The organism is Nitrosospira sp. Nsp11, from assembly GCF_900142705.1.
Classification (GTDB): Bacteria; Pseudomonadota; Gammaproteobacteria; order Burkholderiales; family Nitrosomonadaceae; genus Nitrosospira.
Genome location: NZ_FRBV01000006.1, coordinates 147041 through 162246 on the forward strand (window position 1 = coordinate 147041; position 15206 = coordinate 162246).

General features: G+C 52.5%; 13 protein-coding genes, 1 tRNA gene and 1 pseudogene. 10 read left to right on the forward strand and 5 right to left on the reverse strand.

Annotated features, from left to right (window positions below):
- The first annotated feature begins 10 nt into the window (after positions 1 to 10).
- Positions 11 to 1198, forward strand: coding sequence for a murein transglycosylase A (locus BUA28_RS09280; RefSeq protein ID WP_072767837.1), 1188 nt, complete (start codon positions 11 to 13; stop codon positions 1196 to 1198).
- A gap of 35 nt (positions 1199 to 1233) precedes the next feature.
- Here the strand turns inward: BUA28_RS09280 and BUA28_RS09285 are convergent, their stop codons facing one another.
- Both BUA28_RS09285 and BUA28_RS09290 read right to left on the reverse strand, forming a co-directional pair.
- Positions 1234 to 1947 (reverse strand): DsbC family protein, encoded by a 714-nt coding sequence (locus BUA28_RS09285; protein ID WP_072767838.1) that lies wholly within the window; start codon positions 1945 to 1947, stop codon positions 1234 to 1236.
- A 324-nt stretch (positions 1948 to 2271) separates the two neighbouring features.
- Positions 2272 to 3441 carry a UbiH/UbiF family hydroxylase gene (locus BUA28_RS09290; protein WP_072767839.1) on the reverse strand — a complete coding sequence of 390 codons (1170 nt, stop codon included), beginning with the start codon at positions 3439 to 3441 and terminating at the stop codon, positions 2272 to 2274.
- Between the two features lie 205 nt (positions 3442 to 3646).
- Here BUA28_RS09290 and BUA28_RS09295 point away from each other — a divergent pair.
- A tRNA-Met gene (locus tag BUA28_RS09295) sits at positions 3647 to 3722 on the forward strand.
- Positions 3723 to 4227: 505 nt separating this feature from the next.
- Positions 4228 to 4557 carry a BON domain-containing protein gene (locus tag BUA28_RS09300; protein WP_072767840.1) on the forward strand — a complete coding sequence of 110 codons (330 nt, stop codon included), beginning with the start codon at positions 4228 to 4230 and terminating at the stop codon, positions 4555 to 4557.
- A 262-nt stretch (positions 4558 to 4819) separates the two neighbouring features.
- Here BUA28_RS09300 and BUA28_RS09305 read toward each other — a convergent pair whose 3' ends face one another.
- The 3 genes from BUA28_RS09305 to BUA28_RS16295 all read right to left on the reverse strand — a co-directional run bounded on the left by BUA28_RS09305 (position 4820) and on the right by BUA28_RS16295 (position 6908).
- Complete coding sequence (locus tag BUA28_RS09305; protein ID WP_072767841.1) at positions 4820 to 6007, reverse strand: geranylgeranyl reductase family protein; 1188 nt, start codon at positions 6005 to 6007, stop codon at positions 4820 to 4822.
- 127 nt (positions 6008 to 6134) lie between these two features.
- A complete protein-coding gene (locus BUA28_RS16290; RefSeq protein ID WP_256598284.1) occupies positions 6135 to 6446 on the reverse strand; it encodes a hypothetical protein in 312 nt (103 codons plus the stop codon).
- Positions 6447 to 6545: 99 nt separating this feature from the next.
- Positions 6546 to 6908 (reverse strand): hypothetical protein, encoded by a 363-nt coding sequence (locus tag BUA28_RS16295; protein WP_256598285.1) that lies wholly within the window; start codon positions 6906 to 6908, stop codon positions 6546 to 6548.
- A gap of 770 nt (positions 6909 to 7678) precedes the next feature.
- On the opposite strand from BUA28_RS16295, the gene BUA28_RS09320 reads away from it, so the two are divergent.
- The 7 genes and pseudogenes from BUA28_RS09320 to BUA28_RS09355 form a co-directional block, all read left to right on the forward strand.
- Positions 7679 to 10267, forward strand: a complete 2589-nt coding sequence (locus BUA28_RS09320; RefSeq protein ID WP_072767843.1) for a TonB-dependent receptor — start codon at positions 7679 to 7681, stop codon at positions 10265 to 10267.
- Positions 10268 to 11213: 946 nt separating this feature from the next.
- The gene (locus BUA28_RS09330) at positions 11214 to 11693 is read left to right on the forward strand and encodes a carboxymuconolactone decarboxylase family protein (protein WP_072767845.1); all 480 of its coding nucleotides are present in this window, start codon (positions 11214 to 11216) and stop codon (positions 11691 to 11693) included.
- 86 nt (positions 11694 to 11779) lie between these two features.
- Positions 11780 to 12181 carry a cupin domain-containing protein gene (locus BUA28_RS09335; protein WP_072767846.1) on the forward strand — a complete coding sequence of 134 codons (402 nt, stop codon included), beginning with the start codon at positions 11780 to 11782 and terminating at the stop codon, positions 12179 to 12181.
- A 384-nt stretch (positions 12182 to 12565) separates the two neighbouring features.
- Entirely contained in the window at positions 12566 to 12967 is a 402-nt protein-coding gene (locus tag BUA28_RS09340) for a cupin domain-containing protein (RefSeq protein WP_218124753.1), read from the forward strand.
- A 387-nt stretch (positions 12968 to 13354) separates the two neighbouring features.
- Positions 13355 to 14350 (forward strand): nitrilase-related carbon-nitrogen hydrolase, encoded by a 996-nt coding sequence (locus tag BUA28_RS09345; RefSeq protein ID WP_072767848.1) that lies wholly within the window; start codon positions 13355 to 13357, stop codon positions 14348 to 14350.
- Entirely contained in the window at positions 14347 to 14853 is a 507-nt protein-coding gene (locus tag BUA28_RS09350) for a DUF302 domain-containing protein (RefSeq protein WP_072767849.1), read from the forward strand. The genes BUA28_RS09345 and BUA28_RS09350 overlap by 4 nt, the downstream gene beginning before the upstream one ends.
- A 149-nt stretch (positions 14854 to 15002) precedes the next feature.
- Positions 15003 to 15206: pseudogene (locus BUA28_RS09355) on the forward strand (IS5/IS1182 family transposase); the annotation flags it as partial.

The following is a 15206-nucleotide window of genomic DNA, read 5'->3' on the forward strand; positions in this document are numbered from 1 at the left end:
CCATAATCTGATGAAAGACCAATCGGCCTCGCTTGCTGTTGCCGCGTTACTATTGCTCAACGCGTGCACCATGATGTCCACGGCACCGACTCCGCCCGTCGCTATGGAAACGCCGGCTGCGCCAACCTCTCTGGTACCCATGCTCAAGCCAACCGACTGGGGCTCCCTGACGGGTTGGGCAGAGGACGATATCCTACCCGCATGGGATGCCTTCCTCCGAAGCTGCGCTGTTCTAAAAAATAAGCCGCTGTGGGGCGAAACCTGCATCCAGGCTGCCGCCGTGCGTGGACAAGACGGGGCTACGCTGCGAAGATTTTTCGAGAGCCGCTTTGTGCCCCATCAGGTACTGAATTCCGATGGTAGCGACGATGGCCTCATCACCGGCTACTATGAGCCGCTGTTAAAAGGAAGCCGCAAGCAATCGAAGCATTATCGCTATCCGCTTTACAGCACGCCTGATGAACTTCTGGTGGTTGACCTGAGCGAGATCTACCCGGAACTCAAAAATATGCGGCTGAGAGGGCGGTTGCAAGGCCGCAAAATCGTACCGTATTATAGCCGGTCTGACATTGTGAGTAATCCTGCGCCACTACAGGGAAGGGAACTGCTGTGGGTGGATGATGAGATCGACCTGTTTTTCCTGCAGATACAGGGTTCGGGCCGGGTGCAACTCGAGAATGGTGAGGTCGTGCGCGTGGGCTATTCCGAACAAAACGGCCATCCCTATAAATCCATCGGAAAATTGTTGGTGGAGCGCGGCGAGTTACCCCTGGAAAAAGCTTCGATGCAAGGAATCAGGGCATGGGGTCAGAGAAATCCGCATAAGCTGGGCGAATTATTACGGCAGAACTCGAGCTTTGTTTTTTTCCGCGAGGTGCCAACCGCCGTGCCGGGACCGCTAGGCTCGCTCGGTGTACCGCTGACCGCCGGCAGAAGCCTTGCTGTCGACCCTCGGGCCGTGCCTCAGGGCGCACCGGTTTTTCTCGCCACGACCTGGCCTAATACCGATAAGCAGCTTTATCGGCTCATGGTGGCGCAGGATACAGGCGGGGCCATCAAGGGAAATGTTCGCGCCGATTTCTTCTGGGGTTTTGGAACCGAGGCAGCGGAACAGGCAGGCAAGATGAAACAGCCAGGCAAGATGTGGGTTTTAATGCCTGCCGGCTATGTACCGGAAGTTCAGACCAGAAGGAATTGAACTTGACCGGACAGACGCCACAATCTCATTGCCTGTCATTTTGCGGATGACCCACCCAGTTTCTTTTCTATGGCTTCAGCGGCCATCAATCCTGGCGCAAGCGAGCCATCCGCAAAAATCAGCGTCGGGGTACCGCTTATCCCGTTCTTCTGGCCCGCCTGAAGAAGTTTGCCAATCGGGGTCTCACAGTCTTTTCCGGTAGGTGCAATATCTTTAAGCATGAAATCCTCCCAAGCCTTGAGCCGGTCAGGTGAACACCATATTGAAGTGGCGGTAGGTACCGAGCCGTTAAGCACTGGGTAAAGCAACGTATAGACAGTCACATCGTTAACGTTGGCCAGTTCTTGTTCCAGACGCTTGCAATACGGGCAATTCGGGTCGGAAAAAACCACGAGCTTGCGCTTTCCATTTCCCTTGACTGCTTTAATTGCAAACTCCAAGGGAAGAGAGTCAATACTTATCCGCCGTGTATCCTTTATCTGCTGCAAGCGTGTGGTGGTCAAGCTTTGCTTCGTCTGTGGATCAACGACATGACCGAAAAAAAGGTAGGATGCTTTTTCATCGGTATAAAACAACTCTCCACCGACCACAACTTCGTATAGCCCGAGATAGGAAGTTTTCTTCAGGCTTTCGATTTTCTCCCCCGGGAAATTTGCCTGGATCGCTTTTTTCAAAGACGCCTCATCAGCAAAAGCCGTACCGAAAAGGAAGCACAATAGCAGCGAAGAGAAGATAAGATTTATACGCATGGTCTGATTGCTCCGTTTAACCTGAATTCGGCAGTTAGACGGGGTGGCGTGAGCGGTTTTTGAGGCGCAGAGCAAGGCGCAACGACGCGGAATGGTCATTCCATTCCAAGGAGTTGCAACGCAGCGCTGTGCCGCAAAAACTGTTCAATCCGCCCCGTAGCGAGCTCACCAAAAAGGTGAAGCTCATGGGGTACGAAAAATCCTTTTCAATTATAGCGTTTTGTTGACAAATGAGCGGTCAACTGCCGGATTTAGATTTATGTAGTTTTTGATGCCTGATCGTTAGCCTGACGGTACTTGAGCCGATCAATCCATGGCTCGGTTTCAGCTCAATGCGTGCTGCATCAAACGGTCTTTTATGAGGGGTAGGCGGTTGGTGATTCCCAGCCCTAGATTACGCAAGCGAATCAGTGTCGGGTTAGGATTGCTGAATAACTTTTGTAACCCATCAGTAACCAGCTCCATGGCCAGGATGTCTTCCTTGCGTACCCGCTCATAACGCCGCAGCAACTGGTAATCACCGCAGTCCGGTTGCAAGCCCCGCGCCATGAGGGTAGAGGCCAGTTCATGCGCATCGCGCAAGCCCAGATTCACACCTTGCCCGGCAAGGGGATGAATGCCATGCGCGGCGTCGCCAACAAGCGCAAGACGCGGCTGCACCAGCTTTTTCACGTGCACGAAATTAAGCGGAAAAGCAGCAGGCTGCGTGACGAGTTGCATCTCGCCCAGGGTGTGGCACGAAGCCTCGGCAACCTGCTGGCACAATTCTGCTTCGGGTAGGCTCAGTAACTTGCGCGCCTGCTCTTCCTTGGCCGACCACACCATGGATACCAGGTTGCCGGGCAATGGAAGGAGCGCCAATACCCCGTCTCGCCGGAACCACTGGTGAGCGATATTATTGTGGCGCTGCTCGGCGTTGAAATTGGCTACTACGCCTGTCTGCTGATAGGAACGCCGCACCACTGTGATTTCTGCCTGCTCGCGTACCCAGGAATTCAGGCCATCCGCGCCGACGATCAGCGACCCTTGCAACACGTTGCCATCGGCGAGCTGCAGATCGGCATGAGTGTCAGCCCATGTAATCGAGACACATTGCGCGGGGCAGAAAATCTTCAGATGTTTTTTTCGACGCTTGAGAGCCTCCCATACCGCAGCCTGAAGCTGGCGATTCTCCAGTATGAAAGCGAGTTCCGGGAATTCGATATCATAAGCGCTGAAATCAATGCGTGCGGCGCTATCATCGCCAAACACGGCCATGTTGTATACCGGGCTCATCCGGGATTTGTCGAGCGTTTGCCAGACCCCCAGGTTTTGCAGGAAGGCCATGCTGCCTGGACTGATGGCATAGATTCTGCTGTCCCAACTGTCGTCAGCGGGTAGCGGAAGAGGCGGGCGCGACTCCACCAATGCTATTTTGAGGCCGCTGTCTTTGAGAGCAAGGACCAGGCTCGCTCCAACCAGGCCACCGCCGACAATAATGACGTCGAATTTCATAAAGGCATTATACAGGCTTTGGTTTAGGTGGGATGAGGTTGGAATATCACCGGACGCTAAACGTCATACCGGAACGTATTATGAAACTCAGCTAAAGCCATCTTTTTTCTTCCTGCAAGATCATGGAGATAGCAGCGGGAAATCCTTGTTAATCTTGACAGCGTCCCTTGCTGAAGGCAAAATTCGACCTCTTCGGCTTATACGTGGCGAATTAGCTCAGTGGTTAGAGCAGCGGAATCATAATCCGTTGGTCCCCAGTTCGAATCTGGGATTCGCTACCAAAAAATCAAGCAATTAAGCGTAATACAACTTTGTCGCGCAGTAGTGGAGCATGAACCGAGATCCTTCCATGCTTCATTTGGGTAATGGTATGTCAAGCGCGTACCGATGGATACCTTGGTCCTACCCTTAGCAGCCTGCGTACTTAAAGGAAATCGCTGCAAAAGCGTCTGGCTGGTTCATATCTCGCCGCTTTTTCGGCCAATAGAATAATTATTGACCTTCAAAATCCTTAAAATCCTCCTCACCCAGTCACTTTTTCGCTGTGATCTTCAAGCCCGACAGGCTGCTAGCTACCGCCAACGATACACCGTCTTCTTTCGCTGTATTAAAGCTTTTTATCCCGATCCGTTAATTTATTTCACGGCACCTATTTGTGTCGTACCATTCTGAAGTGAATAGCGCTATATAGAGCGCTACGGCGCAGCGCCAGTGTACGGCACCGTACAGACCGAGCACGAGGGAAGTGACATTCTGTATCCCTACCCAATTTCGAAGGATAAGACAATGAAAACAACTAAGCTTTTGGCAAGTATATTTGTGATCGGGACGTTATGGATGCCTGTTATGGGCTTTTCCGCAAGTCACGACTCGGATTCAAGTGTGGGTGAATTTGTTAAGGATTCGGTAATCACCAGCAAGATCAAAGCCAGGTTGGCGGCCGAAAAGGATGTCAGCGCGATGCATATCATGGTTGATACAGATAAGAATGGTGTAGTAGTGCTGAGCGGCACAGCCAGGAGTCAAGCTGAAATCGATAAAGCACATTCGATCGCTCACGCCGTCGAAGGTGTCACGAAGGTCATAAGTCACATAAAGATCAAGAAAGAGCATTAGGCCAATTCTGCTCGTGCCCTAGCTCCACCAGGAATACAACGGCCGGATGATTCGGCCGGTTTTTTGTCGGGTATTTGCCGTGTAGAAATAAACCAAGTCATTGCGTCTCGCTACGGGGTGGGACCTGGCCTGCGGCGGCATGTAAAGTATGCCGTCGTCAGCTTGGACTGTATTCCGGGCAAGCCCCGGAATGACGAAATTCATACTATTCACTTGGCCCATCAACAGAGCTAATCAATAGAGGCGATATTGAAGCATAGCTTCACCGATTAGCGAAAAGAATCCTCATCCATCCTGAGAGCGTTAGCAAAAAACCGGGATCGGACGTTTCGTTAAACAACCCTTCCACTTTGCCGCGCGTATATTCGCTTTTAGCGGTATGCCCCACTAGCTTGTTGGTCAGGTACGGCCAGTTAAATAAAAATTCGGCTTTACGGTAGACTTCAAACTTTGGCTGGAGGGCTTTTATACTTTGGGTATAGGCTTGGGCTACAGCGGCGCGACCTAGATCGTATTGGGCCATAATCGCCTCCGCCGCAAGAATGCCCGTTTCCATTGCTTTTCCGATTCCCTCGCCGGTAAGTGGAAAAGTCGCGCCGATGCATTCTCCGATGCCCAGCAAGCCACCGCGGGCGAAGCGCGTACCGGACAAGCCGGTGCGAAGTGGTGAGCCTTTGAGAGGGCTGATGATCTTGCCATCTCGCATCAAGTCTTGAGCAAGGGGTAATTTGGCAATAAACCGCTCGTAGCTGCGACGAGGGTTGCAGTATTTATGTGCGGAACCAAAGAATCCGATGCCGATATTGAATATTGCATCCGGCCCCGGAAAAATCCAGCCATAACCGCCCTTCACCGAGGGATCAAAAGTAAATGTCAGCTCGTGCAGATCTCTTGCCAAGCGTTCATTACGCACATACTGGCGAGCCGCGAAATTGCGACATTCAGCTCTCAGCAATAAGCCAGCGTGCTGAATTGACCTGACATTAGCACCGGTTGCCAGCAATATCCAATGTGCCCTCGCGAAGACATAATTACCATTTCTCGAGAACTCCACCTGGTAATTTTCCTCGTTCTCATCAAGAATGCCGACGAACTCGTGGTCAGGTATAAACTCGCTACCGGCTTCCATGGCGCTCTCCAGCAATAACTCATCCAATTTCAGGCGCGGCACACAAGCGCTATCCGCTCGGATCAAAACGCTGCTGCCATTGAAGCCAATCAGACGCATCCCTTTGGCAGGGCAGGAGATTTTGGTAACGCGCTCCATCAGGCCGAGTTTTTTCAGCGCGTGATGCGCATCAGGAATCAAGGCGTCCCCACAAGTTTTGTCACGCGGGAAGATCGCCTTGTCAAACAAACCAACATAAAAGCCAGCGCTGGCTAAAGTGCGGGCGGCCGCACAACCTGCGGGCCCCGCACCAACGATGATGACGTCATAGACGTGTCGCATTGGATCGTCTCAGGTGTCCGGAACGTTGTTTCCACGTGCCCCCATGGATACAGCCGTCCATCAACAAGACCAAGCTCAAGCGTTGCGCTTTAAACTTTAAAACAAACTCTTTCTAAACCGAGCGCAGTTATTTCACGCAAATACCGCTGCAGTCGGCGCCACCACGGGTGGGATCACAATTGTCAGAAGGATCATCCACACACTTCTTGCCATCAGGGCATGGAAATCCGGCAATTCCTCCACACATTTGTTTCGGTTCCTTCTCGCCATAGGCGGAGCTCCCCTTGGGCGGATAATCGACGCGTTTCCCGCCGCCCGGTTTGGTTGGCTCTGTCGCACCAATCTTGACCGTTTCGCGAATCTGCCGCGGATCCACCGCTTCTACATCGATGGATTCAACTTCTCCATCCGTATGCCGGGCGGTATAAACGCCAACCACGTCCAGGGGCACCGGACTTTTTATTACCAGGAATCCTTCCAGGAATGCAAAATCGACACAAACGCCATCAATGGGACAAAAGTAACCTGCAATATCAAATCAGTTTACGCCGACTGCCCCGTCTGGCTGGAGAACCGCTTCCTTGAACGGCGTTACGCCGAATGGTCCTGGCTCGGAGCCGAACTGTGTCGCAAGCGCCACCTTGGCGGCGACGGTAACTTCTTTATTGGTGGGATTGTGTATGTTGACAGCCGTACGGTAGGTGCCGCGCGCCAATGAGCCGTCCTGGTGCGGTAGCAGCAGCGAACAAGCGACCTTTGCGGCATATTGATATTCCGTCTTGATTATCTTCGAAGGTTTCATCGGTTCTGCCTGGGATACGGTAATAGCCTCAATAGGGCTAAGCGCAGCCAATATTCCCATCAATGCGGAAAAGGTTCCCATCACGCGCAGTTGTTTCATGATAGTGACTCCTGTTGTTTTAGATTCGGATAACAAGTGGTTCAAACGATTAATGGATTAATTTCAAAATCGGCGCTCAGCTGGTGGTCGCGACATAATTAATAAGCCTTTATAGGCATCTTCATCTGAAAATGAAAAACGATAGCTCTTGCAAACCTTCAATGTATTCATAGCAGTGTTTGTTTTATAGTCAAGTCTATTTACATATTCCCTGATTTCAGCCTGACCAACTTTCGCTGAGGCGTCGACGCCCGAGTATGGCGAATAGTTCGGATAGATACCCCGGGGGTATACAGACTACGAACCTGTAAATGTCTGCACTACTCCTGGGCTTCTCTGTTTCCCGGATGTCCGAAACGGAAGCCGCTGATCTAATAGAAAATGAGGGAAAAATCATTTTCTCGATTGCAGCTAGAGGCCAATCGTGACTGCTCATTCAAAGGCTGCCATGGAAGAACCAGGAGCTGTAACTTGCTGATCAATAAACCACTGTTTTATATAGTGCGACAATTTGCCGCATTCCTGCGCTGACTGAAATAGATTATTCTCGCGTTCCGATTCCAGGGTGGGAACTTTGGATTATTGATCAGTCTGCTATTCCGTTGCCTGCGTTCACTGATCACGATCGGCTGCAAGATCGGCATGGAAAACTTCGGCTTTCTGAACTACATCAAGCGGAATCAACGGACTGGCGAAAATCTTTTAAAAATACATCGTGCAGCGTCGATAAACAGCTGTTTTTCAGTAATAAGAAAAGCAGGTGAGGAAATATGAAACCGAATATAAAGCTGAAATCGATGCCGTTTGCCTTGGCAAGTTTGCTCTGCGTATCTTCTGTCTGGGCAACCGCTGAGCATGGGTCGCAGGCAAAAGATGAGGTCGAGGCCGAATTGGCGCCAATTAAAAAGCCCCTTGCCGGCACCCCTGCGCCAGCACGTTCCGCTGGTACGGAGATAGCGCAAACTCCTGCCGGAGCCGCCGAAAAACAGGCGCCGACTGGCGAGCCCGCGGTTAAATTGCCGGAAATGACGATCGGAGGAAAAGTGAAGCCGATCTCAAAGCAAACTGAAAAGGAAAGGTACAGGCTACCCCAGACCACAGAGAGCATGACCAGGGAGAAACTGGACAGTACGGTCAACCTCATGGCTACAGAGGATGCCATTAAGTACATGCCATCCATTCAAGTACGCAGTCGCTATATCGGTGACACCAACGCGCCCGTGGGGATGCGCACCTCGGGCACATCAGCCAGCGCGCGCAACCTGATTTATGCGGATGGTATTTTGCTGTCTTCGTTGCTCGGCAATAACAACACAAACACGGGTTCGCCTCGCTGGAATACCGTATCGCCCGCTGAAATCGAGCGTATCGATATTATGTACGGCCCATTTTCGGCAGCCTACGCCGGCAATTCAATAGGTGGGGTGATTAACATCACCACGCGAATGCCGGATAAATTTGAAGTGGGTGCCGATGCGCAATCATCCTGGCAGACTTTCAATCTCTATGGCACAAAAGAAACCTACGATACCCAGCGGTACTCCGGAAATATCGGCCATCGGTATAACGACTTGTCATTCCGGTTCGACTACAGCCATCTCGATGCCCATAGCCAGCCAATAACGTTTGCGACAGCACTCAACTCGACCACCGCAGCCAACAGTGGAGATACAGTGGTAACAGGGGCGTTCGCGGGCGCAAACGCCACAAATGCGCCCAACCAGACGCTGGGCGCGGGGAACATCAACCACACGGTACAGGATAATTTCAAGTGGAAATGGGCCTATGATATTACCCCAACCATAAAGATCGCCTATACCTTGGGCATGTGGCAGAACAACGCTAGCTCGAACACGCAAAGCTACCTGAGGGATGCAGCGGGGAATCCGGTACAAAGCGGCTTCGTCAATATCGGCGGCAGGCGATACAATCTGTCCGCTCCGAATAGCCCCACCTTTGCGGGCAATCAGACCGATCAGACAACCTGGTCGCACGGCATGAATCTTCGGTCCAATACCGGTGGAAAATTTGATTGGGAGTTGGTGGGTAGCGTGATTGATTTAGGCAAGGATACCGTTCGCGCACCCACGGTCGACCCCACCCTTGCGTTCGCCGGCAATGCACCGGGTAGAATCACCAGTTTGACCGGCTCCGGTTGGCATACGGTTGACGCCAAGGGCATCTGGCGGCCAAGCGTCGATCTGCTGGGTTACCATGAGATCAGTTTTGGCTTTCACCATGACCTGTATACGCTCAAGAATCCAGTGTTCAATACCGGCAATTGGCAAAGCGGCAACGGTCAAAGTATCTTTTCAAACTCGACCGGAAAGACGCAGACTGAAGGTTACTGGATACAGGACGCCTGGGATTTTCATGAAGACTGGAACTTTACAGTCGGCGGCCGCCTGGAATCATGGCATGCTTATGACGGTTTTAATGCGACAACTGTAAATATTCCCGCTAACGGAAGTATCCCCGCTCACACTGAACTCAGAACGGTCGATCAGGCTAACAAGAGCGCAGTCAATTTTTCGCCCAAGGGCAAGCTGACCTGGAGCCCGATGGATCGCGTGAAGATCGGTGCTGCCATCGGCCAGGCTTATCGGTACGCAACCGCGTCCGAATTGTTTCAAACGACGACGGTGGGAACTGGCGCGACCGCAATATCAGTTAATGGAAACCCCAATCTCCGGCCTGAAGATGCCCTTGCTTCCGAGCTTTCCGCCGAATATTTTCCAGACAAGGGAAGATTGCGTCTCAGCTTGTTCCAGGAGCGTATAAAAAATGCCATTTTTTCCCAGACGGGACTGATTACGGCTAACGGCACCACTTCGCAAGCAACCTTTATTTCGAATGTGGGCGAAATCGATACTTATGGCATCGAGGTTTCCGGTGAGAAAACGGATGCAGGCATAAAAGGCCTGGATATCCTCGGTAATTTCACCTGGGTGGATTCCCGGATAAACAGTAACCACGATGCAGATGCGGCAGCGGCGGCATTAGGGCCGACAGCAGCCAATCCCAACGCGGCGGTTCCCTCAACCGGCAAACGCCAACCCAGACTTCCCACGTGGCGCGCCAACGCAATAATCACTTATCGCGCAAACGAGAAACTGACGGCTTCAGTGAGTGTTCGTTACAGCAGCGGCCAGTTTGGCCAGTTGAACAATAGCGATACGAATGGTTTTGCCTACACTGGGATAACGAGCTATGTTGTCGCCGATTTGATCGCGAAATACAAAATCACCCGGCAGTGGACCGCTATCGGCGGCATCAACAACGTCAACAATGACAAGTACTGGATCTTTCACCCTTTTCCTCAACGGACTTTCTTTGCCCAGCTAAAGTTTAATTATTAGAAGCGGCGGTATTTGAAAGTTGTCGGGTTTGTAGCTCAGGCGCAATTGAGTGTCGAGCCCCGTTTTGCCAGAACCAGCTCCCGGCTTACCTTGCAATTTGCATAGACGGTATTGTTGACCACTGCCGGTACCCACTGTTGAGTCTATTACCTGTTGGCGTTCAGCAATCCTCTATCGTCTGCGACGTGCACAATTATCGGTAGGTCGGGCTCCGCCCGACATCATTCTACGATCGTCGGGCGGAGCCCGACCTACAACTGACGAGGAGATCGGGCAAGTGAACGATAGCACTGCACATCAACAGATACGGCAAAAACAAACTTTCAGCGCGGAATACGCAAAAACTCGCCTGTATTGAACATTTGATGCCTACGGCAAACGCTTGCGGTTGGGCTCTCTCATTATTCTCTTGAGGAAAGCATCACAGGATTTTTGCACCGATTCCAGCGCGATATGCAATTCCAGAAGGTTGACTCCAACGTAATTGTCGCAATGAGGGCAGGCAAGTTTTGGTTCGTACTTCAGCCGTGAAATTGTCTCCTCGTACTTAATTGAACAGTGAGGACATTTGATGATGATTGTCTCCGAATCCAAATTGAGCATAGAGATTCCCCTCATAATGGCATGGCTATGAAATCTTATCATGGTTGAGGATATTTTCAGAATAGGCCAGGTGAGTTTCACTTTGAAAAAATATTTATGTTCTTGATGCCGTCGGTTATTCGGCAGCTAAAGCTCAATCTTAAAGGTCGAGAGCCCGCTCCGCATATCGTGATTTGTGCTATAGATAGATTAGGAACGCATCGGCGCCGCGCCAAGCCTATAGCCCAACGCCAGCAGCGACTCACATCTTGACTGTGTCCCGCGGCGCGTCAGTCCCGGCCCGTGTGACTGGTTGATACCCAGTCACCCCTCATAGGGCTTTGTCAACCATTGAGGATTCATCATGACCCAGCGCATTGACTACCAGAAGCAATCCCCCGAGCTGTTCAAGAAATTCGTCGAGTTCAGCATGGCCCTTAGGCACTCCACGATCGAGGAGTCTATTCATGATCTGGTGAATATCAGGGCATCGCAGATCAACGGCTGCGCGTTCTGCGTGGATATGCACGTCAAGGAAGCCACGATCCATGGTGAACGACCGCTCCGTCTGCACCATATCGCGATCTGGCACGAGTCCACGCTGTTTAATCCGCGCGAGCGCGCCGCGTTGGCATGGACTGAAATCCTGACCCAGCTCCCCGCCCAGGGCGTGCCAGATAACGTCTACGAACGTGTTCGCACGCAGCTGTCCGATAAGGAATTGTCCGACCTGACCTTCCTGGTGATGTCAATCAACGCCTGGAATCGCGTCAGCGTGGGCTTCCAGACTGTACCCGGCTCATATGACGAGGCATTCGGCTTGGACAAATCCGGTTTGTACTGATCAGGCATCGGCGCGACTGCGTGGTACGTCGTCGCGCCGAACTCACCACGACGCATGGGCCGCAGGCCAGCAACGAGGAACAAGCCATGACTATTTTCAGAACTCTCGCCGTGCTGCTGCTGTTGGCAGCCGGTACGGCCAGCGCACAGCAGGCGCCAGCATCGGCGCGCGTGACGCCATTGATGACCAAGGCGCTGGCCGATTATCCGGGCAAGGAAACCCTGATGCTCATCGTCGACTATCCGCCAGGCGCTGTCGACCCCGTGCATCGCCACCATGCGCATGGTTTCATCTACGTGCTGGAGGGTTCGATTGTGATGAGCGTGCAGGGCGGAAAGCCGGTGACGCTAACGCCCGGCCAGACCTTCTACGAAGGCCCAAACGATGTGCACACCATCGGGCGCAACGCCAGCCTCACCAAGCCCGCCAAGTTTCTGGTCTTCCTGTTGAAGAACAGCGGCGAGCCTGTTCTTACGCCGGTGCACTGACGCCCACACGGCTTAAGAGGACCGGCCCCTCGACTATCCATGGCAGGGCGAGTGCGTAAAACCTTGGCTTTGCTGGCTCAACGCTCAGCCTAATTCCGACTGCCATAATCCTTATTTAGCAAAAAATGCTTTCTGTACTATAGTCAAATCGAGCCTTGTACATATACACGCAACTATTTAACTTGGCTGTCAGGAAACCGGAGGTTGTGAATAGTGACGGCAGCGCGTTCACGGGGATGAGGTTGTGCAGGCCTTCAGGGGCAGGAGTGTAAGCTCCCATGGACGGGTATGGCGCTTGGAGGAACAATGTGTTCGTCGAGCGCCAGCTCTATTAATGTCTCCTCTCAATTCTAAAACACGATATATTTAAAAGGAGCAATGCACATGTCTGCAAGACCAATGTTGCTGCTGGCATTTCTCATAACCGGTCCTCTTATCATAATCAGTCCCCTGATGGCGCAGGAGATTGTCACGCCGCTCATATCGAAAGATCTGGCAGGAGTTTCCGGCAAGGAAGCTCAGATGTATACCGTGGACTTTCCGCCGGGCTATTCGAGCCCTGCCCACCGCCACAATGCGCAGGTGTTTCTTTACGTATTGGAGGGTTCCATCGTGACGCAGGTGAAAGGCGGAAAGGAAGTCACGCTGACGCCGGGCCAGAGCTATTATGAAGATCTCAACGATATTCACACCGTTTCCCGGAACGCAAGTAGCACAAAGCCAGCAAAATTCCTTGTTTTTCTGGTTAAGGAGAAAGGCGCTCCATCTCTGGTACTGGAAAAGTAAAGGTCCGCTTTGACTTGCACCGTTGGGTTAGAGTGGTCGCCCAGGGAGTCAGAAAGAAATTCATACTGGGGGGTCAGAAGTCCTTAGTGGATGTCCAAATGCACGCAATTCTCATGGCTTGTGGTGCAGGATGGATCCTGCAAACCGGTTGTTTGCCGGCTCTTTCGCGGCCAAGCCACTTGCGACGGTTGGCATCCCTAGCGCGGCTTATCCGGTTGCCCCACAACTAACAGCCAATACTGCATGACAATTTCGACGAACTACATTGGAAGCTTCGGGATCTATCGGGAGAAATGCTACCAGCAAAGCTTGCGGGGCTGGACGGTTCGGTGGACTACACGTACAGGAACCGCAGCTTTCAATAATTGACCAGTAAAGGGTACTGCAATGAACCTCATAAAAGGCGCTGCCGTACAAATCAGCCCGGTGCTTTACAGCCGCGAAGGTACCGTGGATAAAGTTCTACAGAAGATTTTCGAGCTTGGCCGCCAGGGAGTCCAGTTCGCCACCTTCCCGGAGACGGTGGTCCCTTACTACCCCTATTTCTCCTTTGTACAGCGGCCTTTCGAGATGGAAACGGAATACCTCCGATTACTTGACCAAGCAGTGACTATACCCTCGGCCGCTACTCACGCCATCAGTGAAGCGTGTAGGCAAGCCGGGGTGGTGGTATCCATTGGCGTAAATGAGCGCGATGGCGGCACCCTCTATAATGCACAGTTGCTGTTCGATGCTGACGGATCCTTGATTCAGCGCCGCCGTAAGATTTCCCCGACCTACCATGAACGCATGATCTGGGGGCAGGGTGACGGTTCCGGACTGCGGGCTGTCGACAGCGCAGTCGGTCGCATCGGTCAACTGGCTTGCTGGGAACATTACAACCCGCTGGCCCGTTACGCATTGATGGCTGATGGCGAGCAGATTCATTCTGCGATGTATCCCGGGTCGTTCGGGGGCGACCTCTTCTCCGAACAGGCTCAAGTAAACATCCGCCAACACGCACTGGAGTCCGGTTGCTTTGTTGTCAACGCCACCGCCTGGCTGAATGCAGATCAACAAGCTCGGATTATGCAGGACACGGGGTGCCCCATTGGTCCGATCTCTAGTGGATGCTTTACCGCGATTGTGTCACCGCAAGGCGAATTGATGGGTGAGCCTCTGCGCACTGGTGAAGGGGTGGTGATTGCCGATCTTGATTTCTCCTTGATCGATAAGCGTAAGGGAAAAATGGATTCGCGCGGCCACTATAGTCGCCCGGAACTCCTCAGCCTGTTGATTGATCGCACGCCTGTTGCTCATGTCGAAGAGCGCAACGCTCACCGTATTGCGGTTGCCGAGGAAGGAGATCATCATTGCGCCGTAACTGCGGGAGAACCACGATGACAACTGGCAGCCCGCAAGAAATCCCCTTCCAGGGCGTCCGCATCAGGTTCGACAGCAAGAAATCTTTTGACGAAGTCGTGCGGGCATTGCTGGCCGACGTCGGAGAAAAACCACTGATGATCGACGACCTTCCTGCAAAGTTTGAAAGTTGGGAGTCGTACAAGGCGGAAGTGGAATCTCATGCGGGGCCCAGCGGATTCATTCTATTCGCTGTGCTGAATCATGGTGCCTGGATAAAGAAAGTTGGCATTCAAAAGAAGGTATTCCGCTTCATAATTGGAAACCCAGTGCTGGCCATCACTATGTTGCGTCATGATTTGGCGGCAGGTCTTTTCGCACCGGTGGAACTCATCGTGATTGAAGAGGACCGGGATCAAAGCAGCCTGACATATGTAAGGCCTTCATCGCTAATGGCCGTCGAGGCAAATGAACCACTGCTCGCGGCCGCCAAGGAACTTGATGCGAAGCTCCAGTCGCTGGCTGCAAAGGTGACGATGGCGTAGGCTGATCAGCCTCTTGTCACAACTGACTCTAAGGCCCTGAACTCTCGATATGGCATTTAAATTGGCACCGGACTGGCGAGGCGGGTTGCGAATTCATGCTTGGCCTCACCGTCCGGACAGGACTTGCCACCCGAGCCGTATCCCTCACCTCGCTTGCGGTGGTCAATGTAGACACCACCGTACAAGACAAAGCCATCGCATTTCCGACAGACGCCAGGCTCTACCACAAAGCCCGAAGTGCACTGGTGAGAATGGCCAAAGGCATGGGTATCGAGCTTCGTCAAAGCTATCGACGCTTATCCAAAGTTGCCCTGGCCAAGCATGGACGCTATGCCCATGCCAGACAGATGCAA

Coding starts and splice junctions, on each gene's coding strand:
- BUA28_RS09280 (WP_072767837.1), top strand. CDS start 11: ATGAAAGACCAATCGGCCTCGCTTGCTGTTGCCGCGTTACTATTGCTC.
- BUA28_RS09285 (WP_072767838.1), bottom strand. CDS start 1,947: ATGCGTATAAATCTTATCTTCTCTTCGCTGCTATTGTGCTTCCTTTTC.
- BUA28_RS09290 (WP_072767839.1), bottom strand. CDS start 3,441: ATGAAATTCGACGTCATTATTGTCGGCGGTGGCCTGGTTGGAGCGAGC.
- BUA28_RS09300 (WP_072767840.1), top strand. CDS start 4,228: ATGAAAACAACTAAGCTTTTGGCAAGTATATTTGTGATCGGGACGTTA.
- BUA28_RS09305 (WP_072767841.1), bottom strand. CDS start 6,007: ATGCGACACGTCTATGACGTCATCATCGTTGGTGCGGGGCCCGCAGGT.
- BUA28_RS16295 (WP_256598285.1), bottom strand. CDS start 6,908: ATGAAACAACTGCGCGTGATGGGAACCTTTTCCGCATTGATGGGAATA.
- BUA28_RS09320 (WP_072767843.1), top strand. CDS start 7,679: ATGAAACCGAATATAAAGCTGAAATCGATGCCGTTTGCCTTGGCAAGT.
- BUA28_RS09330 (WP_072767845.1), top strand. CDS start 11,214: ATGACCCAGCGCATTGACTACCAGAAGCAATCCCCCGAGCTGTTCAAG.
- BUA28_RS09335 (WP_072767846.1), top strand. CDS start 11,780: ATGACTATTTTCAGAACTCTCGCCGTGCTGCTGCTGTTGGCAGCCGGT.
- BUA28_RS09340 (WP_218124753.1), top strand. CDS start 12,566: ATGTCTGCAAGACCAATGTTGCTGCTGGCATTTCTCATAACCGGTCCT.
- BUA28_RS09345 (WP_072767848.1), top strand. CDS start 13,355: ATGAACCTCATAAAAGGCGCTGCCGTACAAATCAGCCCGGTGCTTTAC.
- BUA28_RS09350 (WP_072767849.1), top strand. CDS start 14,347: ATGACAACTGGCAGCCCGCAAGAAATCCCCTTCCAGGGCGTCCGCATC.